This is a genomic window from Rhizobium indigoferae, assembly GCF_034554815.1.
In the GTDB taxonomy this organism is placed as follows: Bacteria; Pseudomonadota; Alphaproteobacteria; order Rhizobiales; family Rhizobiaceae; genus Rhizobium; species Rhizobium leguminosarum.
The window spans coordinates 1,017,701-1,038,363 of sequence record NZ_CP140635.1; the positions used below are offsets into that span (position 1 = coordinate 1,017,701).

Consider the following 20,663-nt stretch of genomic DNA (forward strand, 5'->3'; position numbering starts at 1 on the left):
AAGAGCTGAAGCGCGAGGAGCGGATCTGAAAGATTGCGATCGCCTTAGTCATTCACCGGAAACAGGCGGATCAGCTTCGTTCTTTCCATCTCCGCCAAGCCTGATGTCGACATGATGCCGCGGGCCAAACAGAGTTCTATGTCCCGTCCGATATCGAGCGGCACCAGCATACCGCCGGCCTTGAGCAGGCGGTCTGTCATCGACAGAAGCAGATCCACTTTCGCCTGGCAGCCATCGATTTCCAGGAGCGCCACCCGGCGCTCCCTGTCGATGTCTGCGAGATCCCTAGCCCGTTGCCGTTGTTGGTAAGCCCCGAATTGCACCCATCCGAAATAACCGGCCGCTGCGACGCAGATACAGAGCAAGAGGGTTTTCCGCACAATAGTCCTTCGGAGCCGGGCGGCTCGCTTGCCTCTACAGCCGTGCGTCTTTTTAGACGCGCAAAGGACGCTGTAGCACTTTGAATTGCTGCATAATTTTGCCCTTAAATCGATCCCGATTTAAGGAATTATGTAGAGGAGGATTTCCTGGTTTCTCCAAGTGACGGTAATGCTCAATCTTTTGTTGTTGCGCTATCCGGAGGCAAAACCGCTGCGCACTTTTGCTGGCACTGCTCTAGCCGACAGCGCGTCTTTCGCGGGGCAATCCCTGTATCGCATATCGGTTAAAGACGGGGGTTACCGGTTTCGGCGGCGTCTTCAGCTTGCCGAAATGGTGTTCGAGCGCTTGTGAGAGCAAGGCCGGCGAGGTGACGCCCTCTTCGAACAGCCTGATCAACAGTATGGCCGCGACGTTGAAGACACGTTCGTTGCCGATCAGGATTTTGGCGTCGTAGCCGGCGTCGTCGAGCACGCCCTGCAGCATGTCGAGATCGGACGAAGTCAGATGCGGCTTTTCGAAAGTGGAAGACATCGGTCCTCCTTTCATCGGGGCAAGGGTATAAAAACCCTCAGTCGGCAGCGCCCGTACACTGGCTGCCGAAGTTGAGACCATGCGCCTTTCACCCAGGCAACGCAACGGGATTCTTGCAGCAAATATCGCTGCGGTTGATGAGTAGCCCGCACCGGTCAGGGTGCGGGCCGATGACGGTCATTCCGCCGCCTGATAGATGGGCCTCCGGGCAGCCGATGTCCGCGGACCGGCGGCTGCAAGCAGGGTGATCGCCACCGCAAGCAGGGCCACGAACGCGATGCCGGCGACATAGGGGTTCCAGCCGAAATGCGGCGCGGCGCCGAAGACTGCCGAGGCGGCCGCGAGCACGATGCCGCCACCGATCTGGAAGGAGGCGAAAAGCAGTCCGGAGGCGAGCCCTGACTTGTCGTCCTCCACGTCGGAAAGAGCCGCGACCTGCACCGAGGGGTAGGTCATGGCGTAGCCGAGGCCGAGCGGGATCTGCGAAAACAGCACGAGCAGGGTCGGGTCGACATGTCCGAGTGCTGTCACCCAGAAGATATAGCTGAACGCCTGCAGGCCGACACCCGCCGCCATCAGCCCGGTGGCGCCGCGATTTTGCGCAAGCGTCGCAAAACGTGGCGCCAGGAACATCACGAAGACGCCGCCAAGCGCAAAGCAGAAGCCGGTGGTGAAGGCCGACCAGCCGATGACGTTCTGATAATAGAGCGTCGCCAGGAACTGGAAGCCGACATAGGCGCCCTGGAAGAGAGCGGCGATCGCATTGGCATGCCGGAGCTTGGCCCGGCGGAACATGCCGAGCGGCACCATCGGATCGGCATGCCGCGCTTCGACCACGAGGAAGAGCAGGATCAGCACCAGCGATGCCAGCAGCGAACCCCAAGTCGGGAAGGCTTGCCAGCCGGCGGCCGCAGCATTGGTGATGCCGAAGACGAAGAGCAGCAGCCCTGGCGTGATCGTCAGCGCGCCGGCCCAGTCGAAACTGGGCCGCGGTCCCGTCCTTTTGGGGTCGGCTGGCAGCGCCAGCGGCGCCAGAAAGAGTGTCAGGATGGCGACGGGCGCGCCCATGACAAGCGTCGCCCGCCAGCTGAAGATCGTCGCGGCACCGCCGAGCACCATGCCGAGCACGAAGCCGGTGGCGCCGGTAGAGGCGAAGACGCCGAGCGCCTTTGCCCGCGCGGTTCCCTCGCCGAAGACGGAGAGCAGCAGCGCAAGGGCTGCAGGCGCGGTGAAGGCAGCCGCAATGCCCTTGATCAATCGGGCGGCGATCAGCGTCGGCCCGCTATCGACGAAGCCGCCGGCTATGCTGGCGCCGGCAAAGATCGCCAGCGACCAGAGGAAGACGCGGCGTTGGCCGAAGACGTCGGCGACGCGGCCGCCGAGCAGCAGGAAGCCGCCATAGCCGAGCACATAGGCGCTGACGGCCCATTGCAGCGATGTCGCCTCCATGCCGAGTTCGGCCTGGATGGCAGGCAAGGCAACGCCGATGGTGGAGACGTCCATGGCGTCTAGAAAGTTGGCGGTGCAGAGCAGCAGCAATGCCAGCCCCGCCCCGCTTCGCGATTTGGAAAGAGTCATCGAAATCGTTCCTTCTTTGCTGCCGCCTCATCGGGGGAGGTTGCCGGGCGGCAGGGAACGAGAAAATGTACAGCTTCCTTTCCTATTGCAAATTGATAGTAGCTATGCCAGGTATTACTGACGATGATGAATGATGCCACGCTTCGCAAGATCGACCTCAATCTCCTGCTGGCCTTTTCGGTGCTGATGCAGGAGCGCAATGTCAGTCGCGCCGCCGAGCGCCTGCTGCTCGGCCAGCCGGGCCTGTCGGCCGCTTTGCGGCGCCTGCGCGAAGCGCTGGACGACGAATTGTTCGTGCGTGTCGGCCGCGGCCTGCAGCCGACGCCGCGCGCCCTTTCCATCGCCCCGGCGATCGAGGATGCACTGTCGGGCATCGAGCGTGCCATCCGCCCGCAGGCCGAATTCGATCCGGCAAGCTGGCAGGGCGAGTTCCGCATCGGCATGTGCGACAATCTTGAATCGGCCTTCTTCGGCCCGCTTGCCGCCCGTCTTCTCCAGCTTTCACCCGGCGCCCGGCTGATCGGCATCGCTTCCGACAAGCGCGATGCCGCACGCCGGCTGGATGAAGGCGTCTTCGATTTTAGCGTCGCGATGCATGACGAACCCGCCTCCTGGCACATTCGCGCGCCGCTGTTCGACCAAGTCTCGATCTGCATCTACGATGAAGCTCAGCTCGGGCTGAAGGCGCCGTTGAGCCTCAAGGATTTCGCCAATGTCGCGCATGTCACCGTCTCGTTCGAAGGCAACACCTCGACCGGTATCGACATGGCGCTGAACCGCACCGGCGATGTGAGACAGGTGGTGGCGACCGTCCCGCGCTTTTCCGCTCTGCCGATGGTGCTGAAGGCGATGCCCGCCATTGCTACCGTGCCGGAATCGATCGGTCGCTGCATGGCGCAGTTACATGGGCTGATGCTTTGCGAGCCGCCGCTTTCGCTGCCGACCGATCCCGTGACGATGCTTTATCGCCGAGTCGACCAGACGGACGGCCGGGCGCGCTGGTTCCGTCGTCTGTTCATCGATGTAGCCAATAAGGCGCTCGAAGCTTCCGGCTGCTGCGTATCCATTCCGAGAGCCGCTGCCTGACGGTCCGTTATAGCTCGCCTTTGTGGAAATAAGCTTCGAGGCGATAGCCGTCGGGGTCGATGATGAAGGCGGCATAATAGAAGCGCCCGTAATCCGGCCGGATACCCGGTTCACCATTATCCGTGCCGCCGGATGCGACGGCCGCCGCGTGAAAGGCATCGACCGCAGCCTCATTCGGGGCGACGAAGCAGAAATGCAGCCCGGATCGCATGTCGGCAACAACAGGCTGTTCGACCTGCATCACCCAAAGGCCGACCCCTTCCGGCCCGTAGCCGATCATGGTGTCGGAATTGGAGAGGCGCTCATATCCGAGCGGCGCCAGTGCCGCATCGTAGAAACGGCGGGCTCTTTCGAGGTCTTTTACGCCGATGGAAATGTGATCGAACATGGACTGCGAAACTCCCTATCTTCCGCTAATGACTGCTCACACCCAAGATGGCTCGACGCCAACATCTTTCAACCGCTGTTCTAAAGCATGTCGCGCAAAAATGTGTGGGATAGGCAGCCCCACGACCGCTGCCGCCTGCGGCAAAGCCTGCGGCCGGACATTGCCGCATCCACCCAGGTCTCGTTCTAAACAGCGCCCTCGGCGACGCTTTGCATCTGGTGCAGCTCCGTCACCTCATAGGTCCAGACTCGAAACGCCTTCAGCACATGCGGTCCGAAGGAATTGATGAGCGGTATGTCGGCGGCATCGCGCCCGCGTGCGACGATGATGCGACCGATCCGTGGTGTGTTGTTGCGCGGATCGAATGCATGCCATGCACCGTCAAGGAAGACCTCAATCCAGGCGCTGAAGTCCATCGGATCGACGACGGGAATACCGATGTCACCGAGATGGCCATTGATATATCGGGCAGGAATGTTGAGGCAACGGCACAACGCCACCGCGAGATGCGCAAAGTCGCGACAGACGCCGACGCGTTCGTGGAACGCCTCGAAGGCTGTCCGCGTCGATCGCGCCTGCATGTAGTCGAATTGGATATGGCCGTGAACGAAGTCGCAGATCGCCTGAACGCGGCCCCAGCCGGGTGAGACGGTGCCGAACATATCCCACGCAATTTGACTGAGACGATCCGTCTCGCAATAGCGGCTGCCCATCAGGTAGACGAGGCAATCATCCGGCAACTCCGAAACCGGGACTTCCCTGGCGCCTGGCAGCGACCTGTCCGGTTTGCCGTCGTCTTCGATCGTCGCATCGCCCCATATGGTCAGGTCGCCCGTCGGGGCAACCAGCCGAAGACAGCGGTTCCCGAAGAGGTCGCGATAAGTCGAAGTGGGAACATCGGGCGTGGTGAATACCGTTTCCGGAATTCTGATGTCGGCCGCACGATCCTCATGCACCGACAACAGACATACCAATGCGGTCGGTTGTGGGCAGGTCAGCGTCATTTCATAGCCGTAACGGATCAACATGGAGCGTTCTCGCGCGTCCGGATCCGTCTAGCGGAAATCCGCCGCAGTTGGAGTATAAAAGGCGCGGCGGCGGTAGGAATAGGCTTTGTGCGCCACGTCCTGAATGGAGTTGCGCAGGGCGTCGAAGGAGGAAAGCCACCTCGTTTCCGACGGCTCGGTTCTTTGCAAGGCGGCATCGGATTTCGCCAGCGCGCCAACCTCGATGAAGAACAACACCTGGAACATGCCGTCATGGCCGACGAAGCGCACAGCATTTCTCGCCGCATCGAAGCTACGGCTTTGGTTCAGAAACGCTAGCGCCATGGTTGGACCGGCGGGCTCTTACGAGCACTCCGAGCGGCGCCCGACAGCCTCAACCATTCCTTCCGGTATCCTATGTTGAGGAGATTGAAGGACATCATGTCTTTCCCGGCCTCCGAACGGCTCTTGCCGATCATGGCATGGTCGGCGTGTACGGGAACGCTTGCAGAAACACGATAGACGGTCCACGAACGGGCGGATTCGATCCGGCGGTCGTGTTCGATCTCCATGGAGTAGCGGCCGGGCGCTTCCCATGTGTGGACGGCAAATGCATTCCGTCTTCGTTCGGCTTCGTCTCCATGGCTGTTCACGATGTCAACCTTTCGTCATTCGGGCCGCGGCCTTGGCCAAACGTCCTCTCGATCAGTGTTGCGCCGCTGCCGGCGGGCGATAGGTTTACCAGTTCCAGGCTATCTTCCGTCGCGACCCGCTCATGACGTTCATCGTCACTACGGATGCGGTATTGCAGCATATTTCCTCTCAGAGGCAGCGTGGCGGTAATGCGGTATGTGTCGGGAAGCTTGGAGGGAACGACCAAGAACCCGTCCTTCACCCGGACAGTCTGCCCCACCTTGAAGATATGTGTTGCTGCCTCGCGCCGGACTGAGCGTCCATTGCGTTGCGGGATGCGCGTAGCGGTCATGACGGTTTGTGGTCCTTTTCGAGCACGGTTTCGAGATCTGACAGGTGGATAGGCATCATCTGCTGCGTCGAACTCTGCGCGGCGATCGCCGGCAGGTGGATGAAGGCGCCGACCCGTCGCCAGGCAAGCCTGGAAACGCTTCCGATCAATTCCTCGTCATAATCGACGCGGTATTCTCCGGCTGGCTGCGCCGCGTCGAAACCGGGCAGGCGGAATGGGGATGAAAAGCGGACGACGGTTTGTGTGGTGCGACTTGTCACTGCTGAGGCCTCCGCAGGAATACACCGATGCGTTTCCTGTATCGTTGAGATCCGAACCGGACGAACTCGAGGCTGCCGGTACATCCGCGGTCAGCGCCAAGCTCATTCCGGATCGGAACAGGCGAACTCAACGCCGGAACGACGTCATGGATCGCTGTCGAGAATTCAGTGGTGATGGCGGGTCGTAGGTCTCTGACACCGCGAAGCCAAGTTGGCCAAATCGACGAGACCTATCATTGCGCCTCTATTGAGTTTAAATCAAGATAAATTCTGATTTATCTATAAAAAACGCCAAATTAACTCTTCGTTCAGGAAAATAAAATGAAGCGAGATGGCGTATAAAATTCTATTCATTTCCTGATTATTACAAAATATCCGGTCGGATTGATTTCCTGAATATCTCAAAAAAATTCCTCCGCGAATAATATTTCTTGGCACTCCTATCAATCGAGTGCCACGAGTGTTATTTATGAGTTGCAGCCGCCATACGCGCCGGCAGCAGAAAGACCTCTATGAAATTCCGTTCACTTCACGACCGCGTCGTCATTCGACGTGCGGAAGGCGATGTCAAATCCAAGGGCGGGATCATCATTCCAGACACCGCCAAGGAGAAGCCGCAGCAAGGCGAAGTGGTCGCAGTCGGCCCGGGCCTGCGCGACAAAAGCGGCAATCTGGTCCCGCTCGATGTCGAGGTCGGTGATCTCATTCTGTTTGGAAAATGGTCGGGGACAGAGGTCACGATCGATGGCGAAACCCTTCTGATCATGAAGGAGACCGACATCATGGGCATCGTCGAAAAGACCGAGGCGGCTGCCGACAAAGCCGCCTGAGAGTCGAATTTGTGACCGCATCTCAAGACTGAACTGGGAAGAAATATCATGTCTGCCAAGGAAATCAGATTCTCCAACGACGCGCGCGACCGCCTGCTGCGCGGCGTCGAATTGCTCAACAACGCCGTCAAGGTGACGCTTGGCCCGAAGGGTCGCAACGTCGTCATTGACAAGGCCTATGGCGCACCGCGCATTACCAAGGACGGCGTCAGCGTCGCCAAGGAGATCGAGCTCGCGGACAAGTTCGAGAACATGGGCGCGCAAATGGTGCGCGAGGTGGCTTCGAAGACCAATGATCTTGCCGGCGACGGCACGACGACGGCAACGGTGCTCGCCGCCTCCATATTCCGCGAAGGCGCAAAGCTCGTCGCTGCCGGCATGAACCCTATGGATCTCCGGCGCGGCATCGATCTCGGCGTTACCGCCGTCGTCAAGGAAATCAAGGCGAGGGCGATGAAGGTCAAATCGTCAAGCGAGATCGCCCAGGTCGGCACCATTGCCGCCAATGGCGACGCCGCCATCGGCGAGATGATCGCCAAGGCGATGGACAAGGTCGGCAATGAGGGCGTCATAACAGTCGAAGAGGCGCGAACCGCCGAGACCGAACTCGACGTCGTCGAGGGTATGCAGTTCGACCGCGGCTATCTCTCACCCTATTTCGTCACCAATGCCGAGAAGATGCGCGTGGAACTGGAGGATCCCTATATCCTCGTTCACGAGAAGAAACTCGGCAGTCTGCAGGCGATGCTGCCGATCCTGGAAGCCGTCGTACAGACCGGCAAACCGCTGCTCCTCATCTCGGAGGACGTCGAAGGCGAGGCGCTGGCGACGCTTGTTGTTAACAAGCTGCGCGGCGGCCTGAAGGTCGCAGCCGTCAAGGCGCCGGGTTTCGGTGATCGCCGTAAGGCCATGCTGGAAGACATTGCCGTGCTCACATCAGGCCAGATGATTTCCGAGGATCTCGGCATCAAGCTCGACAACGTCACGCTCGATATGCTCGGCCACGCCAAGCGCGTGCTGATCGACAAGGAATCCACCACGATCATCGACGGCTCCGGCGAGAAAGCGGCCATCCAGGCACGTATCCAGCAGATCAAGGCGCAGATCGAGGAGACCACTTCCGATTACGATAAGGAAAAACTGCAGGAACGCCTGGCGAAACTCGCCGGTGGCGTCGCGGTTATCCGCGTCGGCGGCGCGACCGAAACGGAAGTCAAGGAAAAGAAGGACCGCATCGACGATGCGCTGAACGCCACCCGTGCGGCGGTCGAAGAGGGCATCGTGCCCGGCGGCGGCGTGGCACTGTTGCGCGCCAAGTCGGCGCTCACGGGCCTGACCGGGGAGAACGCCGACGTGACGGCGGGCATCTCGATCGTGCTCAGGGCGCTCGAAGCCCCGATCCGGCAGATCGCCGACAATGCCGGGTTCGAGGGCTCCATCGTCGTTGGAAAACTCGCGGGCAGCAATAACCACAATCAGGGCTTCGACGCACAGACGGAGACCTATGTCGATATGATCGAGGCCGGCATCGTCGATCCCGCCAAGGTCGTGCGCACCGCTCTGCAGGACGCCGGCTCGATTGCGGCGCTTCTGATCACCGCCGAGGTGATGATCGCTGACATTCCCGCAAGAGACTCCGCCCCTGCAGCCGGAAATGGCGGCATGGGCGATATGGGATACTGAGAACAGCCTGAACCGTCCGGCGTGGCCGGACGGCGAACCCGAACAATAGACAGGGAGAATTCCAATGTCCGTTCAGAGCAGCAGCAAGACATCGATCACCCAGCGTTTCGACAGTTACCAGCCATCCAAGACGCTTCTCGTCTGGGCCTGCGTCGTCACGGCAATCGCCACGATGATTATCGGCTTCAGCTGGGGAGGTTGGGTAACAGGCGGCACGTCAAGCAAAGCGGCAGCGGCCGCCGGCGACGTTGCACGCGGAGAACTGGCGTCCGCCATTTGCGTCGAACGGTTCAATGCGGCGCCGGATGCGGGCGCTAAACTGATCGAGTTCAAGGCGATTACCGAAGGCTACAAGCAGCGTCAGTTCGTCGAGGCCGGCGGTTGGGCGACCATGCCTGGGCAGACCTCACCCGACAGCCGAAGTGTTCAGGCCTGCGCCACCGCGCTTGCCATCTGACACCATTTTTCAGAGCGCTCCGATGTGTGTGCGGAGCGCTTCCACTCTCAAAGCAGGAAATGACCAATGATCCGTTTTGTGAAAAAGAGCGACCCGCAGCCACCCGCAGACGACGCCGGCGACAACCGCTTCCAGAAAATCCGCGAGGCAGCTGCCGACGAGCATAAGAAGGCCGCCAACGACAGCACGCGACGCCGCCCGCCGCAGGCAAGGGAAGATGACGATCCGCTTATCTGAGAGGGTATGGAAAAGCGTCTTTGAACAGGTCTCCAGCGCAGCCGTGTAAGCCGGCATATGGCGCGGTCTGAGGGCAGGGACGCACCAGGGCTCCTTGAAGACCTAGCGATAATCCAGCCAGATCCCGCCAGCGTCGGCGGAACGCACGCAGTTTTCCACCCAGCGTACCCCTTCCAGTCCGGCATCGACATCGGGAAAGACGAGGTCTTCGATCCCCGCAGGGGCGAGGCCGCGCTCTCTGTTGATGGCAAAGCCGAAGCGGCGATAGAGGTTCGCCCAGGCTTCGAAGAGACCTTCCGGGTGACCGCCGCCGATCCGGTCGTCGATCCTGGCCTCGGGATAGAGATAGTCCATGCCGCGCTCGAGGATGCGAGCCGGTTCGCCCTGGATCTCGTAAGACAGCTGGTTCGGCCGCTCGTCCCACCATTCGATACTGGCCTTCGAGCCGACGATGCGGATCTTCTGGCCGTGCATGGAGCCGGCATTGACGGCGCTCGACCAGATGGTGGCGATCGCGCCATTGTCATATTCCATCAGGGTCACCGCATTGTCTTCCAGCGGCGCTCGGCTTTTGACGAAGCTCTGGCGGGTGCAGAGCAGACGCCTGATCTTCAGGTGCGGCAGGATGACCTTGGCGATGTAAAGCGGGTGGGTCCCGACATCGCCGAGGACATAGCTGGGGCCTGCGAATTTCGGATCGACGCGCCAGCGCGTCGAGGGGTTCTGCTCCTCCACCGCAGCGCTATGGAAGCCATGGGCGAATTGCAGGTTGACGATGCGAATCTCGCCGAGATCACCATTCCTGACCATGGCGCGCGCCTGCTCGATCATCTGGTGGCCGGCATAGCCGTAGGTCACGCCGACGATACGGCCGCGCGCCTGGGAAAGCGTCTTCAGTTCTTCGGCCTCGGCGATCGTGAAGCAAAGCGGCTTTTCGCAGATCACATGCAGATCATGTTCGAGTGCTGCCTTGCAGATCGCGAAATGGGTGTTGTTGGGTGTCGCGATCGACACGGCCTCGATGCCGTCGGCCCGCCCGGCTTCGGCTGCAAACATAGTCGCATAGTCCGGGTAGCTCCGGGCTTCGTCGAGCCCGAGATCGAGGCCGAAGGCGCGGCCGCGTTCGGGATCGATATCGAAGGCACCCGCCACAAGGACAAAGACGTCGTCGCGATGCGCCGCCGAGCGATGAATATAGCCGATCTGGCTGCCTTTGCCGCCGCCGACCATGCCCCAGCGGATCGGCTTTTTCCTGTTATTCGTCATAGTTTTTTCCCTAGCAATTCCAGCAAAAGTGCGCAGCGGTTTTGCGTCCGGAATTGCGCAAAACAGAGGTGGAGCGTTTCCGTGTTTCGAAGAAAAACGGAAATGCTCTAGAACCCGACCGACCTGAGGTAATCGCGGCTTTGCTTCACATCTTCGAGGCTGCCGGCGACATTGAGCGGATCGCGCTCCTGCTCGACGGTGATGAAGCCGTGATAGCCGATCTCCTCGAGCGTTCGCTTGACGGCGGGATAATCGATGACGCCGCGGCCGATCGGGCACATGACGCCCTGTCCGCAGGCCTCGAAGAAGCGGATCCTTTCACCTAGCACACGGTCGAAGACGCCCTGGTCGATATCCTTGAAGTGGACGTAGTCCAGCCTGTCGGCATAGCGGCGAAGCATCTCCACGGGATCCATGCCGGCATAATAGCTATGGCCGGTGTCGAGGCAGAAGCCGGCGATCTCCTGCGGAATGTCACCTGCCACCCGCTCGATCTCATCGGCAAATTCGATATAGCCGCCCGCATGCGGGTGGATGACGGCGCGCACGCCGTATTTCCGCCGAGCGAGTTCGGCGATCGCCGTGATGTTGGCGACCATCCCGGCCCAGGCCTTGTCATCGAGACGCGGCGCACGATCGGAATGGCCGGCAGCATAGTCCCGTTCGTCGTGCCCCCAGTCCATGACCGTGAGATAGGGCGTCCTGAACCGCTGGCCCGCCACCTGTTCCGGCTGCGGCAGCCTGGTGATAACGGCGCAGATTTCGTCCGTCTGCCGCAGCAATGTCTCCCGATTTTCAGGAGAGACCAGATCGTCGAAGATCGTGCCGGCGACGATGAAGAGATTGCGCTCGGTGAGCGCCTTTGCGACGAGCGCATCATCGAGCGGCACGTAACCATAGGGCCCGAGTTCAAGGCCGCCATAGCCGGCTGCCGCCGCCTCGTGGAAGACTCGTTCCCAGGAGGGAAGGTTTGGATTGTTGACGTCATCAACGCCCCAGCAGCAGGGGGCTGTCGTAATCGTGATGGTCACAGTTTTATTCCTGATAGTGGGTGCCGGGGCGGATGTTGGCGATCAGCCAAGTTTCCCGGGCCAGTATTTATCGACATATTTTTGAATTTCGGAGCGCATGAAGCGCCCGGAATCGTCGGCGCGCTCCTCCCAGCCGAAGACGCAGGCGGTGATGATGCCGTCGAACCCGACTGCGGCGAGCGAGGAGAAGAAGACATCCCAATTGATCTCGCCCTGGTACATATCCAGGTGCTGATGGATGGTGACCTTCGCGCCCGGTGGATTGATGATGTAGCGCAGCCCGGATGACGCCTTGTGATTATAGGTATCGGCCACATGCACATGGGCGATCAGCGGGCCGGCATCGCGGATCATTCGCGCCATATCGTCACCGAAATAGAAGGTATGCGGCGCGCAGTAGAGGAATTTGACGTTCTTCGAGCCGATGGTCTTCAGCATGTCGATCGCCGGATGCAGCGTTTCGCACCAGTCTTCCGGATGCGGTTCCATGTTGAGCGTGACGCCCTCGCGCTCGAACACCGGAACGAGCTCTTCTATCGAGCGCCACCAGGCAGCCTCGCTGTGCTCGTGGGTATGCATGCCGCCGCAGCAGCTGGCGCGGTGGCTGCGATCCGGCGACGGGCCGCGGCCGAATTCCGAGTTCATCGTATCGCAGCCCATTTCGGCGGCGATCGCGATTGCTTCCTTCCAGTAGCGTACTGCGGCCTGCCGCTCGTCCTCATGCGGGCTCGCCCAGCGATACATCGGCAGGATCGAGGCGAGCTGGACGCCGTGATCCTTCAGGGCCGCCTTGAATTCCGTAATGCGTTCCTTGTGTGCCCGCGGGCGCACCCACCAGGGCAGAAAATCGTCGCGCGGTGAAAGCTCGATATGCTCATAGCCAAGCTCCGCCGCCTTGCGGCAGAGGTCGCGCAGGTTGAGGTGACGGTGCATATGCGGGTCGAGTGCGATCTTCATCTGGCTCCTCCGTCATCCCCGGCCGCTTCGCGCCGGCGGATGATCCTTGATCTCGTTTTGGACCGTCCGGTGCTCCTCCCGGATTGCTGGCACGATACTGCTGCGGCGCCCCGATACTCCAATGCTTCCTTGATCAAATTTGATCATTGACCCCAGAGCATGCCGATGCTCTCTGTGTCAGCTTTGGGAGTGAGTGAGACCTGATGAAGGTGACTTTGAAGGATGTCGCACGGCAAGCCGGCGTTGGCACCGCGACCGTCGAGCGCGTTCTCAACGACCGCGGCGGCGTGCGGCCAGAGACGGTGGAGAAAGTCTTCCTGGCGGCAAGACGGCTTGAATACCGGCAAAGCCTGCCGGTCGTCCATCGCGGCCTGGTCCGGATAGAAGTGATCCTGGTTCGCCCGGAGACCAGCTTCTATTCGCGTTTGAACCGGGCGTTCGAGCGCATCGCCGCCTCGCTCGACGACAGCATCACCGTTCACCGCACCTTCGTCCGCGAGAACGAGCCGGCGCAATTCGCCCGCTACATCGCCAACCCGACGGCACGCCGGTCGGCGCTGATCGTGGTTGCGCCCGACCATGCCGATGTCGTCACCAGCGTGCGGAAGGCGGCCGGTCTCGGTATCCCCGTCGTTCAGATCATGACCCGTCCGGCCCCCGAACTGCCCTATGTCGGCATCGACAATTATGCTGCCGGACGCACCGCGGCTTACTACATGTCGGGCATGCTGGCGCAGCGCCCCGGTTCGTTCGTCGCACTCTGCCACAGCGGCGCCTATGAGAACCATAAGGAGCGGATCCGTGGCTTCTCCAGCTATCTCTCGGAGAATGGTTCAAACGAACATCGTTTCATCGAGGTCATGTTCGACCTTGATGATGAGCACAATGCCATGGAACTGCTGCAAGCGGCCCTTCTGCGGGAGCCCGGCATCATCGGCGTCTATAGTGCCGGCGGCGACAACAAGGGTGTTGCCAGGGTGCTCGAGGCAAACAAGGCTAGGCGGCCGTTCTGGGTCGGTCACGAATTGACGGAGCAGACGCAGCACTACCTGCGCCACGGCATCATGTCGATCGTCCTCGATCAGGCGCCGGAGGTGCAGGCAAGGCGATCGATAGACCTTGCGCTGAACAGGCTCGGTCTCATCGAGGTGGAGGTCAGCGCCGAGCCGGTGCGCTTCCTGACGATCACGTCGGAAAATCTCTGAGGCGAGATAAGGATGCCCGGACAATCCGCTCGAATGAGCGCTAGCGGCTTTCTCACGACACTGGGCGCAGCCTTACTGCAGCTGCGGCTTTCTGAGAAAGCTGTTGCGGTCGGCGGATTTGATGCGGAGCCAGGCTTCCCGGCCGTTCCTGAGAATCCGCATGGGGATTTCGGCGCCGGCCGGGCCGCTGCTCCAGAGCTTGCGGTAGAAATCGGCTAGGCCATCGACCTCTTCGTCGCGGATCTCCGAAATGATATCGCCCTGACGCAGGCCCGCCTGGGCGGCCGGACCGCCTTCGGCCACGCTCATGACCACCACGCCGCCATTGCTCTCGGCAGAGAAGGCGCCGAGCCAAGGCCGCGGCGGCTTGTTGACCTGGCCGCGGTTCAAGAGATCGTCAAGGATTGGCGGCAAAAGGTCTATCGGCACGACCATGTTGATATCGGCAACCTCGTCGCCATCGCTCATCTGCAGCCGAAGCGAACCGATGCCGAGAAGCTTGCCGTCCGAACCGATCAGCGCCGCACCGCCCCATGAGGGATGGGCCGGTGCCGTGAAAATCGCCTCGTCCAGCAGATATTCCCAATAGCCGGCGAATTCCTGCCGGGCGACGATATTTGCCTCGACGAATTCTCCGATGCCATCGGCAAGCACGACGGGATCGCCGGGCTTGGCTGTCGCCGCGTCACCGAGATCCACCGCCGGGGCATTCAGGGCCCCGAGCGCCTGGACCAGGCCGAAGCCGCTTTCCTGATCATAGGCAAGCGCATGCGCGGGAACCACGCGCCCGTCATGGGTCGTCAGCCAGACCTCTTCGGCCTCGGTGATGAGATAACCGATGGTCAGCACCAGCCCGTTGTCGCGAATAACCACGCCGCTGCCTTCCCGGACAGTGCCGAGCGTCTCCGCCGTGAAGGCATCTTCCGGAATGGAGGAACGGACGGCCACGACTGACCGCAAAATCGGATCGATATTCATACTTTCATCCCGATGGGCGCCGGCGCGAAAGGCCGAAATCCGGCGCATTCCACCCTGAATAAGTAAGAAGATGGATGGGCGGAGGCAAGGCTGTGGCGCAGGGAATTTCCGCCACCGCATTTGATGATGCGCTGGAAACGTGGAAAGATCCAAGCGGCTATCGGTGCGGGGAATCGCCAATTCCGTAGGGGAATGCGCAACGCATTCAATCCGCGATCAAATCGCTTGGAATCTGCGATTTTCGTAAAATCTCACGCAGCGCAACGCTGCGTCATTCCGTCGACCATCCTCTTCAAACTTGTGGGTATGATATTTTTTGATGACAGTGGCACTGTGCAACAATATACGGTCAATCCTATCAGGAATCAGACTGACACGGATCACGACATGAAAGACTGGCATCCCGATCTCAGCCGCAGCAGCAGCCCCCGTTATATGGCGATCGCCGATGTGATCGAAATGGATCTGCGCAGCGGGCACCTGGTGGTTGGGGACCGGCTGCCGCCGCAACGTGAACTCGCCAAGCGGCTGAATGTCGATTTCACGACGGTGGCGAGAGGCTATGTCGAGGCGCAGAAGCGCGGGCTTGTGGATTCGCATGTCGGCCGCGGCACCTTCGTCACCGGTGGTGCGGACAAGGAGCGCCAGGGCTTCGCACCCGACGCCGCGCCCGATCCCCGCCGCGCCTCCGTCGTCGATTTCTCGATGAACATGCCGCCGGAACCGGATGATCCGGAACTGATCGCCCGCATGCGCGAGGGCATGTCGGCAGTGGTGGCGAGCCTCATTCCGCTGCTGCGCTACCAGGGTTTCGGCGGCTCCAGCATGGACAAGGAGGCCGCAGCCTCCTGGCTCAGCCGTCGCGGACTGGTGCCCTCGCAGGAGCGGATCTTCGTCACACCAGGCGCCCATCCGGCCCTGCTGGCGATCTTCGGCCTACTGGCAAAACCAGGCGAGACCGTGCTTTCGGAAGTCATCACCTATCCCGGTATGCGCTCGATCGCCGCCCAACTGCGGCTCAATCTGACCGGCCTGCCGATGGACGAGGACGGTATCCTGCCGGACGCCTTTGCAGACGCCTGTGAGAGATTGAAACCGAAAGCGCTCTATCTCAATCCGACGCTGCAGAACCCGACGACGCTGACCATCCCGGCCCGGCGCCGCGAGGAGATCTGCGCCGTTGCCCGCAAATATCACGTGCCGATCGTCGAAGACGATGCCTACGGCTTTATTCCACAGCAAGGCCCGGCGCCGCTCGCCGCCATGGCGCCCGATCTGACCTGGCATATCGGCGGGCTGGCGAAATGCATCGGCGCGGGTCTGCGCCTTGCCTATGTCGTGGCGCCGGACAGCAAGGCCGTGTGGCCTTTCGTCAGCGCCATGCGCGCCAACAATGTCATGGCCTCGCCATTGACCGTGGCGCTCGCCACCCGCTGGATCGAGGACGGCACCGCCGATACGATCCTGCGTTTCATCCGTGCTGAGGCGGCCGCCCGCCAGCAAATGGTTGCTGCCATCCTGCCGGCCGGCAGCTACCGCGCCGATCCGATCAGCTTCAACATCTGGCTGCCGCTCTCCAACGGCTGGACCCGCTCCACCTTCGGCAGCCATACTCGTTCTTCCGGCATCGGCGTCGTCGCAAGCGATGCCTTCACGGTCGAGGGCGTCGCACCCGAGGCCGTACGCGTCTGCCTTGGCGGACCGATCACCCGGGAGAAACTGCAGGGCGCACTGGAATTCATGGCCCATGCGCTGGAAGGCCCACCGGAAATGGCGGCGTCGTTCTTCTGACGCAGAATTCCGCCACGGGCTGGCACTGACGAAATCCGGAAGCAGTCGGGAATCAGATCGGCCGCACCCTAAGCTGTCCGGGGATGGCGAAGCATATCCGTCACGTTCACGTTTGAACTGCCCTGCCAAGCCTGGCTGCAGCCCCAAATGCTGCTTCAGAAATCTGCAGTCAGCTTTGCTGCCGGCCTGCGCCGGGAGTTCTGCGGCATTCTGGCGAATTGACTGGTAATTTCTTTCCAATGTAATTATATTGCATGCATTCATTTAAGACATTGAGTGCATCAATGTCCGCGGCACAGGAAAGCGAGATCGTCATGGATACGGAATATCCCCCACTTCCTCCGATACAGACCGGCATCAGGGGGCGCTGCCCGCGCTGCGGCCAGGGTCATATGTTCAAGGGCTTCCTGACACTGCAGCCGGAATGCGAGGTCTGCGGCCTCGACTATTCCTTCGCCGATCCTGCCGACGGTCCGGCCTTCTTCGTCATCTGCTTCGCCTGCATACCGAGCGTGCTGCTCGGCGTCTGGCTGGAGGTGGCCTTTTCGGCGCCGATCTGGGTGCAGCTTCTGGTCACCGGCCCCTTCATGCTCGCCACCTGCATTCCGCCGCTGCGGCCGCTGAAGGGCTGGCTGGTCGCCAGCCAGTATTTCTACAAGGCGGAAGAGGGCAAGCTCGCCTAAAGCATGTCGCGCAAACCTGTGCAGCGGTTTCGCGATAACGATATGCGTCAAAACAAAGACCAAAAGCGCGAGGGGCGAATCTGAAAGATCGCGACGCGCTTTAGGGCCTGTTGAGCGTCCCGCGCAGGCGCGGCGTTGCGAAATCGAGCAGCGCCCGCAGCTTCAGCGGCACCAGTCCCTGCGCGGGATAGACGAGATGCACCGGCGCCGGCGGTGGTTCAAAATCGGCAAGCAGCGGCACCAGCAGGTCGGCGCTCTCGGCGTGTGCGGCCTGGTAGGAGAGCACGCGGGTGATGCCGAGGCCGGCAACAGCTGCGTCTACCGCCGCCTCGGCGGTGTTGACGGCAAGCCGCGAGCGGATCGGTACTGTGAGATCGCGTTTCCCCTCGGTGAATGTCCAGCTGAGCATCGAGGCCATGCCCTCGAAGGTGACGCAGTCATGCGCGGCGAGATCGCCTGGATGCCGAGGGAGGGCGTGCCGCTTGAGATAATCGGGGCTGGCATAGACCGTGCGGCGGATCGCGCCGAGCCTTGTGGCGATCAGGTTGCTGTCCGGCAGGTTGCCGATCCTAAGCGCCACGTCGATATGATCCTCGACGAGGTTCGACAGTCGGTCGCCAAGCATCAGCCGCAGATTGATATCGGGATAGGCTTTCAGGAAATCCACCACGACAGGTAAGACATGCAGCCGACCGAAGACGATCGGCGCGGTCATCGTCAGTTCGCCCTTTGGCGCACTATATTCGCCGGCCGCCGTCCGTTCCGCCTCTTCCACCCGATCGAGAATTTCCCGCGCCGCCTCGACATAGGAGCGGCCGGCCTCCGTCAGCGTGATCTTCCGGTTGCTCCGTTGCAGCAGTTGGGCGTTGAGATGTGCTTCCAGTTCCGAAACCTTGCGGCTGACGGTTGCGAGCGGGGATCGCAGATGCCGTGAGGCGGCCGAGAGGCTGCCCTGTTCGACAACGGCAAGAAGCACGGTCATGGCGTCGAGACGGTCCATTCTATCCTTCCATGAATTGGTAACATGCCTTCCAGATTAGCATTCTACTGCAGTCTGGTGGAAGGCAGTAAATTACGCCGCAGATGGTTCGAAGCGGCCATCGCCAACCGCGTCCCGTCGATCGAAAGACCAGAGGAACCATCATGAAACTCTACCATCACCCGCTCTCCGGTCATGCACACCGGGCTCATCTGTTCCTGTCGCTGCTTGGCGTGCCCTATGAACTGGTCGAGGTCGACCTGGCAGCCGGCGCTCACAAGGCGCCGGACTTTCTGAAGCTCAATCCCTTTGGCCAGGTGCCGGTGCTCGACGACAATGGCACGGTCATTGCCGATTCCTCTGCCATCCTCGTCTATCTCGCGCGCAAATACGGCCGCACCGACTGGCTGCCGGAAGAAGCGGTGGCAGCGGCCCGGATACAGAAATGGCTCTCGGTTGCCGCGGGCGAGATCGCCTACGGACCCTGTGCTGCTCGCCTGGTTACCGTCTTCGGCGCCGATTTTCGCACCGACGAGGTGATCGCCCGGGCGCACCGCATTCTCGCACTGGTCGAGGCGGAACTGGGTGCTCGCCGCTTTCTGCTCGGCGACAATGCGACGATCGCCGATATTGCACTCTACAGCTACATCGCCAATGCGCCGGAGGGCAATGTCGACACCTCGGCCTATCAGGCGGTGCGCGCCTGGCTTGCGCGTATCGAGGCGCTGCCGGGCTTCGTCGGTTTTCGCAGGACGAAAATCGGCCTTGCCGCATGAGAAACCGCCGGGACGGATTACCGTCCCGCTTTCCCCAACGATACCTGCAAGGAGATCGAGATGCTGGAGCAGACAGAACAGGACGCGCCGTCACCCTGGCATGAGGGTGAACTCGCCATCCAGCGCAGCGTCGGTGTCGTCGAACGCATGGACGGGCCGGGACGGAATTTCGTCCGCAAGGCCATGCCGGAACAGCACCGCGCCTTTTTTCCGATGCTGCCTTTCGTTGTGCTCGGCGCCGTCGATGCCAAGGGTGATGTCTGGGCAACGGTAAGGGCTGAGCGACCGGGCTTCATGGCCTCGCCTGAGCCGGAGATCCTTGAGGTCGGCCTGCCGCGCGACCCGGCCGATCCTGCCGATGCCGGCATGGAGCATGGCGACGCGATCGCCATGCTTGGCATCCAGCTCGAGACCCGGCGGCGTAACCGCCTGAACGGCGTGATCCGCAGGACGGACGCTAAAGGTTTTGACGTTCGCGTCGGCCAGAGCTTCGGCAATTGCCCGCAATATATCCAGCCTCGCTCTGCCGCCTTTGTCCGCGATCCCGATATGCCGACGGCGACGCAGCCGCTTCATTCCGGTCAACTCGACGATCGGGCGCTAGGGATGGTCGAGGGCGCCGATACGTTTTTCGTCGCTTCCTATGTCGACCGCGCCAATGGCGAGCGGCAGGTGGACGTGTCCCATCGCGGCGGCAATGCCGGCTTCGTGCGTGTCGGCGCCGACGGCGTGCTGACCATTCCCGATTTTGCCGGCAATCGGTTCTTCAACACGCTTGGCAATATCCTCGTCAATTCGAAGGCAGGGTTGGTCTTCGTCGATTTCGAAACCGGCGATATGCTGCAGATGACGGGAAATGCCGAAGTGCTGCTGGATTCCCCCGATATCGCCACCTTTCAGGGAGCAGAACGGCTATGGCGTTTCACGCCGGAAAAGATCGTGCTTCGCCCGGATGCTCTGCCGCTGCGGTGGCGGAAGGAGAGCGTGGATCTGCTGCGCCGTTCCCGCGGGTGAGGGTGCCCCTTGGCTGCCTCTCGATCCCGGGCGAACATCGCTTCGAAGTGGCTTGCCAATAATTGTACCAATCAGTACAGTGATAACCGTTCAGTACAGGAGTGATCATGTCCAGCCTTGTCCCGCCCTTCACCCTTGAAACCGCCACCCAGAAAGTCCGCCTTGCCGAGGATGGCTGGAACAGCCGCGATCCCGAGCGCGTCTCGCTCGTCTATACGCCGGACAGCCGCTGGCGGAATCGCGCCGAATTCATCACCGGCCGCGCCGAAATCGTCGCTTTCCTCACCCGCAAATGGGCCAAGGAGCTGGATTACCGGTTGATCAAGGAGATCTGGGCCTTCACCGACAATCGCATTGCCGTGCGCTTCGCCTATGAATGGCATGATGACAGCGGCAACTGGTTCCGCTCCTATGGCAACGAGAACTGGGAATTCGACGCCGCCGGCTTGATGCAGCGCCGCTTCGCCTGCATCAACGACCTGCCGATCCGGGAATCGGAGCGCAAGTACCACTGGCCGCTCGGCCGGCGGCCGGATGACCATCCCGGTCTGACCGAACTCCGTCTCTGATCAAGCCAAGGG

25 protein-coding genes are annotated in these 20,663 nt (G+C 61.3%); 11 read left to right on the plus strand and 14 right to left on the minus strand.

Annotated features, from left to right (window positions below):
• Positions 1-44: 44 nt before the first annotated feature.
• The 3 genes from U5G49_RS05225 to U5G49_RS05235 form a co-directional block, all read right to left on the minus strand.
• The gene (locus tag U5G49_RS05225) at positions 45-380 is read right to left on the minus strand and encodes a hypothetical protein (protein WP_018241278.1); all 336 of its coding nucleotides are present in this window, start codon (positions 378-380) and stop codon (positions 45-47) included.
• A gap of 235 nt (positions 381-615) precedes the next feature.
• The gene (locus U5G49_RS05230; RefSeq protein WP_018241279.1) at positions 616-993 is read right to left on the minus strand and encodes a hypothetical protein; all 378 of its coding nucleotides are present in this window, start codon (positions 991-993) and stop codon (positions 616-618) included.
• A gap of 96 nt (positions 994-1,089) precedes the next feature.
• On the minus strand, positions 1,090-2,490 hold the full coding sequence (locus tag U5G49_RS05235; RefSeq protein ID WP_193444756.1) for an MFS transporter: 1,401 nt from the start codon (positions 2,488-2,490) through the stop codon (positions 1,090-1,092).
• Positions 2,491-2,613: 123 nt separating this feature from the next.
• Between U5G49_RS05235 and U5G49_RS05240 the strand changes: the two genes are divergently transcribed.
• Positions 2,614-3,576 carry a LysR family transcriptional regulator gene (locus tag U5G49_RS05240; RefSeq protein ID WP_018241281.1) on the plus strand — a complete coding sequence of 321 codons (963 nt, stop codon included), beginning with the start codon at positions 2,614-2,616 and terminating at the stop codon, positions 3,574-3,576.
• A 7-nt stretch (positions 3,577-3,583) separates the two neighbouring features.
• Here U5G49_RS05240 and U5G49_RS05245 read toward each other — a convergent pair whose 3' ends face one another.
• The 6 genes from U5G49_RS05245 to U5G49_RS05270 form a co-directional block, all read right to left on the minus strand.
• A complete protein-coding gene (locus U5G49_RS05245) occupies positions 3,584-3,964 on the minus strand; it encodes a VOC family protein (protein WP_018241282.1) in 381 nt (126 codons plus the stop codon).
• A 185-nt stretch (positions 3,965-4,149) separates the two neighbouring features.
• Positions 4,150-4,992, minus strand: a complete 843-nt coding sequence (locus tag U5G49_RS05250) for a transglutaminase-like domain-containing protein (protein ID WP_018241283.1) — start codon at positions 4,990-4,992, stop codon at positions 4,150-4,152.
• A gap of 27 nt (positions 4,993-5,019) precedes the next feature.
• The gene (locus U5G49_RS05255; protein WP_193444755.1) at positions 5,020-5,295 is read right to left on the minus strand and encodes a DUF1488 family protein; all 276 of its coding nucleotides are present in this window, start codon (positions 5,293-5,295) and stop codon (positions 5,020-5,022) included.
• A complete protein-coding gene (locus U5G49_RS05260; protein WP_018241285.1) occupies positions 5,286-5,603 on the minus strand; it encodes a hypothetical protein in 318 nt (105 codons plus the stop codon). Before U5G49_RS05260 ends, U5G49_RS05255 begins: the two co-directional genes overlap by 10 nt.
• On the minus strand, positions 5,600-5,935 hold the full coding sequence (locus U5G49_RS05265; protein ID WP_018241286.1) for a hypothetical protein: 336 nt from the start codon (positions 5,933-5,935) through the stop codon (positions 5,600-5,602). The genes U5G49_RS05260 and U5G49_RS05265 overlap by 4 nt, the downstream gene beginning before the upstream one ends.
• The gene (locus tag U5G49_RS05270) at positions 5,932-6,195 is read right to left on the minus strand and encodes a hypothetical protein (RefSeq protein ID WP_018241287.1); all 264 of its coding nucleotides are present in this window, start codon (positions 6,193-6,195) and stop codon (positions 5,932-5,934) included. Before U5G49_RS05270 ends, U5G49_RS05265 begins: the two co-directional genes overlap by 4 nt.
• Before the next feature lie 512 nt (positions 6,196-6,707).
• Here U5G49_RS05270 and U5G49_RS05275 point away from each other — a divergent pair.
• The 4 genes from U5G49_RS05275 to U5G49_RS05290 all read left to right on the plus strand — a co-directional run bounded on the left by U5G49_RS05275 (position 6,708) and on the right by U5G49_RS05290 (position 9,402).
• A complete protein-coding gene (locus U5G49_RS05275) occupies positions 6,708-7,025 on the plus strand; it encodes a co-chaperone GroES (RefSeq protein WP_003557889.1) in 318 nt (105 codons plus the stop codon).
• A gap of 48 nt (positions 7,026-7,073) precedes the next feature.
• Positions 7,074-8,708 carry a chaperonin GroEL gene (gene groL, locus U5G49_RS05280; RefSeq protein WP_018241288.1) on the plus strand — a complete coding sequence of 545 codons (1,635 nt, stop codon included), beginning with the start codon at positions 7,074-7,076 and terminating at the stop codon, positions 8,706-8,708.
• 64 nt (positions 8,709-8,772) lie between these two features.
• Positions 8,773-9,165: a hypothetical protein gene (locus U5G49_RS05285; RefSeq protein ID WP_018241289.1), complete on the plus strand. Its 393-nt coding sequence runs from the start codon at positions 8,773-8,775 to the stop codon at positions 9,163-9,165.
• Between the two features lie 66 nt (positions 9,166-9,231).
• Entirely contained in the window at positions 9,232-9,402 is a 171-nt protein-coding gene (locus U5G49_RS05290; RefSeq protein ID WP_018241290.1) for a hypothetical protein, read from the plus strand.
• A 102-nt stretch (positions 9,403-9,504) separates the two neighbouring features.
• On the opposite strand, the gene U5G49_RS05295 is transcribed toward U5G49_RS05290, so the two are convergent.
• The 3 genes from U5G49_RS05295 to U5G49_RS05305 form a co-directional block, all read right to left on the minus strand.
• Positions 9,505-10,668 (minus strand): Gfo/Idh/MocA family protein, encoded by a 1,164-nt coding sequence (locus tag U5G49_RS05295; protein WP_193444754.1) that lies wholly within the window; start codon positions 10,666-10,668, stop codon positions 9,505-9,507.
• Positions 10,669-10,775: 107 nt separating this feature from the next.
• A complete protein-coding gene (locus U5G49_RS05300) occupies positions 10,776-11,699 on the minus strand; it encodes a TIM barrel protein (protein WP_018241292.1) in 924 nt (307 codons plus the stop codon).
• Positions 11,700-11,741: 42 nt separating this feature from the next.
• Entirely contained in the window at positions 11,742-12,656 is a 915-nt protein-coding gene (locus tag U5G49_RS05305; protein WP_193444753.1) for a sugar phosphate isomerase/epimerase family protein, read from the minus strand.
• A 203-nt stretch (positions 12,657-12,859) separates the two neighbouring features.
• Here U5G49_RS05305 and U5G49_RS05310 point away from each other — a divergent pair, with 203 nt between their 5' ends.
• Complete coding sequence (locus U5G49_RS05310) at positions 12,860-13,861, plus strand: LacI family DNA-binding transcriptional regulator (protein ID WP_193444752.1); 1,002 nt, start codon at positions 12,860-12,862, stop codon at positions 13,859-13,861.
• A gap of 72 nt (positions 13,862-13,933) precedes the next feature.
• On the opposite strand, the gene U5G49_RS05315 is transcribed toward U5G49_RS05310, so the two are convergent.
• Complete coding sequence (locus U5G49_RS05315) at positions 13,934-14,839, minus strand: S1C family serine protease (RefSeq protein ID WP_018241295.1); 906 nt, start codon at positions 14,837-14,839, stop codon at positions 13,934-13,936.
• 387 nt (positions 14,840-15,226) lie between these two features.
• On the opposite strand from U5G49_RS05315, the gene U5G49_RS05320 reads away from it, so the two are divergent.
• A complete protein-coding gene (locus U5G49_RS05320; protein WP_026188325.1) occupies positions 15,227-16,630 on the plus strand; it encodes an aminotransferase-like domain-containing protein in 1,404 nt (467 codons plus the stop codon).
• Between the two features lie 314 nt (positions 16,631-16,944).
• Positions 16,945-17,313 (plus strand): DUF983 domain-containing protein, encoded by a 369-nt coding sequence (locus tag U5G49_RS05325; RefSeq protein ID WP_017990843.1) that lies wholly within the window; start codon positions 16,945-16,947, stop codon positions 17,311-17,313.
• A 100-nt stretch (positions 17,314-17,413) separates the two neighbouring features.
• On the opposite strand, the gene U5G49_RS05330 is transcribed toward U5G49_RS05325, so the two are convergent.
• Positions 17,414-18,313 carry a LysR family transcriptional regulator gene (locus U5G49_RS05330; RefSeq protein ID WP_193444751.1) on the minus strand — a complete coding sequence of 300 codons (900 nt, stop codon included), beginning with the start codon at positions 18,311-18,313 and terminating at the stop codon, positions 17,414-17,416.
• Between the two features lie 143 nt (positions 18,314-18,456).
• On the opposite strand from U5G49_RS05330, the gene U5G49_RS05335 reads away from it, so the two are divergent.
• From U5G49_RS05335 to U5G49_RS05345, 3 genes are all read left to right on the plus strand, one after another.
• Positions 18,457-19,068: a glutathione S-transferase family protein gene (locus U5G49_RS05335; RefSeq protein WP_018241299.1), complete on the plus strand. Its 612-nt coding sequence runs from the start codon at positions 18,457-18,459 to the stop codon at positions 19,066-19,068.
• Positions 19,069-19,128: 60 nt separating this feature from the next.
• Complete coding sequence (locus U5G49_RS05340; RefSeq protein WP_018241300.1) at positions 19,129-20,082, plus strand: pyridoxamine 5'-phosphate oxidase family protein; 954 nt, start codon at positions 19,129-19,131, stop codon at positions 20,080-20,082.
• A 107-nt stretch (positions 20,083-20,189) separates the two neighbouring features.
• Entirely contained in the window at positions 20,190-20,651 is a 462-nt protein-coding gene (locus tag U5G49_RS05345; RefSeq protein WP_018241301.1) for a nuclear transport factor 2 family protein, read from the plus strand.
• Positions 20,652-20,663: the final 12 nt, after the last annotated feature.

Bases quoted from the DNA above. Each gene is read 5' to 3' on its own strand.
- U5G49_RS05230 (WP_018241279.1), bottom strand. From the start codon at position 993: ATGGTCTCAACTTCGGCAGCCAGTGTACGGGCGCTGCCGACTGAGGGT.
- U5G49_RS05235 (WP_193444756.1), bottom strand. From the start codon at position 2,490: ATGACTCTTTCCAAATCGCGAAGCGGGGCGGGGCTGGCATTGCTGCTG.
- U5G49_RS05240 (WP_018241281.1), top strand. From the start codon at position 2,614: ATGATGAATGATGCCACGCTTCGCAAGATCGACCTCAATCTCCTGCTG.
- U5G49_RS05245 (WP_018241282.1), bottom strand. From the start codon at position 3,964: ATGTTCGATCACATTTCCATCGGCGTAAAAGACCTCGAAAGAGCCCGC.
- U5G49_RS05250 (WP_018241283.1), bottom strand. From the start codon at position 4,992: ATGTTGATCCGTTACGGCTATGAAATGACGCTGACCTGCCCACAACCG.
- U5G49_RS05255 (WP_193444755.1), bottom strand. From the start codon at position 5,295: ATGGCGCTAGCGTTTCTGAACCAAAGCCGTAGCTTCGATGCGGCGAGA.
- U5G49_RS05265 (WP_018241286.1), bottom strand. From the start codon at position 5,935: ATGACCGCTACGCGCATCCCGCAACGCAATGGACGCTCAGTCCGGCGC.
- U5G49_RS05275 (WP_003557889.1), top strand. From the start codon at position 6,708: ATGAAATTCCGTTCACTTCACGACCGCGTCGTCATTCGACGTGCGGAA.
- groL (WP_018241288.1), top strand. From the start codon at position 7,074: ATGTCTGCCAAGGAAATCAGATTCTCCAACGACGCGCGCGACCGCCTG.
- U5G49_RS05285 (WP_018241289.1), top strand. From the start codon at position 8,773: ATGTCCGTTCAGAGCAGCAGCAAGACATCGATCACCCAGCGTTTCGAC.
- U5G49_RS05290 (WP_018241290.1), top strand. From the start codon at position 9,232: ATGATCCGTTTTGTGAAAAAGAGCGACCCGCAGCCACCCGCAGACGAC.
- U5G49_RS05295 (WP_193444754.1), bottom strand. From the start codon at position 10,668: ATGACGAATAACAGGAAAAAGCCGATCCGCTGGGGCATGGTCGGCGGC.
- U5G49_RS05305 (WP_193444753.1), bottom strand. From the start codon at position 12,656: ATGAAGATCGCACTCGACCCGCATATGCACCGTCACCTCAACCTGCGC.
- U5G49_RS05310 (WP_193444752.1), top strand. From the start codon at position 12,860: ATGAAGGTGACTTTGAAGGATGTCGCACGGCAAGCCGGCGTTGGCACC.
- U5G49_RS05315 (WP_018241295.1), bottom strand. From the start codon at position 14,839: ATGAATATCGATCCGATTTTGCGGTCAGTCGTGGCCGTCCGTTCCTCC.
- U5G49_RS05320 (WP_026188325.1), top strand. From the start codon at position 15,227: ATGAAAGACTGGCATCCCGATCTCAGCCGCAGCAGCAGCCCCCGTTAT.
- U5G49_RS05325 (WP_017990843.1), top strand. From the start codon at position 16,945: ATGGATACGGAATATCCCCCACTTCCTCCGATACAGACCGGCATCAGG.
- U5G49_RS05330 (WP_193444751.1), bottom strand. From the start codon at position 18,313: ATGGACCGTCTCGACGCCATGACCGTGCTTCTTGCCGTTGTCGAACAG.
- U5G49_RS05335 (WP_018241299.1), top strand. From the start codon at position 18,457: ATGAAACTCTACCATCACCCGCTCTCCGGTCATGCACACCGGGCTCAT.
- U5G49_RS05340 (WP_018241300.1), top strand. From the start codon at position 19,129: ATGCTGGAGCAGACAGAACAGGACGCGCCGTCACCCTGGCATGAGGGT.
- U5G49_RS05345 (WP_018241301.1), top strand. From the start codon at position 20,190: ATGTCCAGCCTTGTCCCGCCCTTCACCCTTGAAACCGCCACCCAGAAA.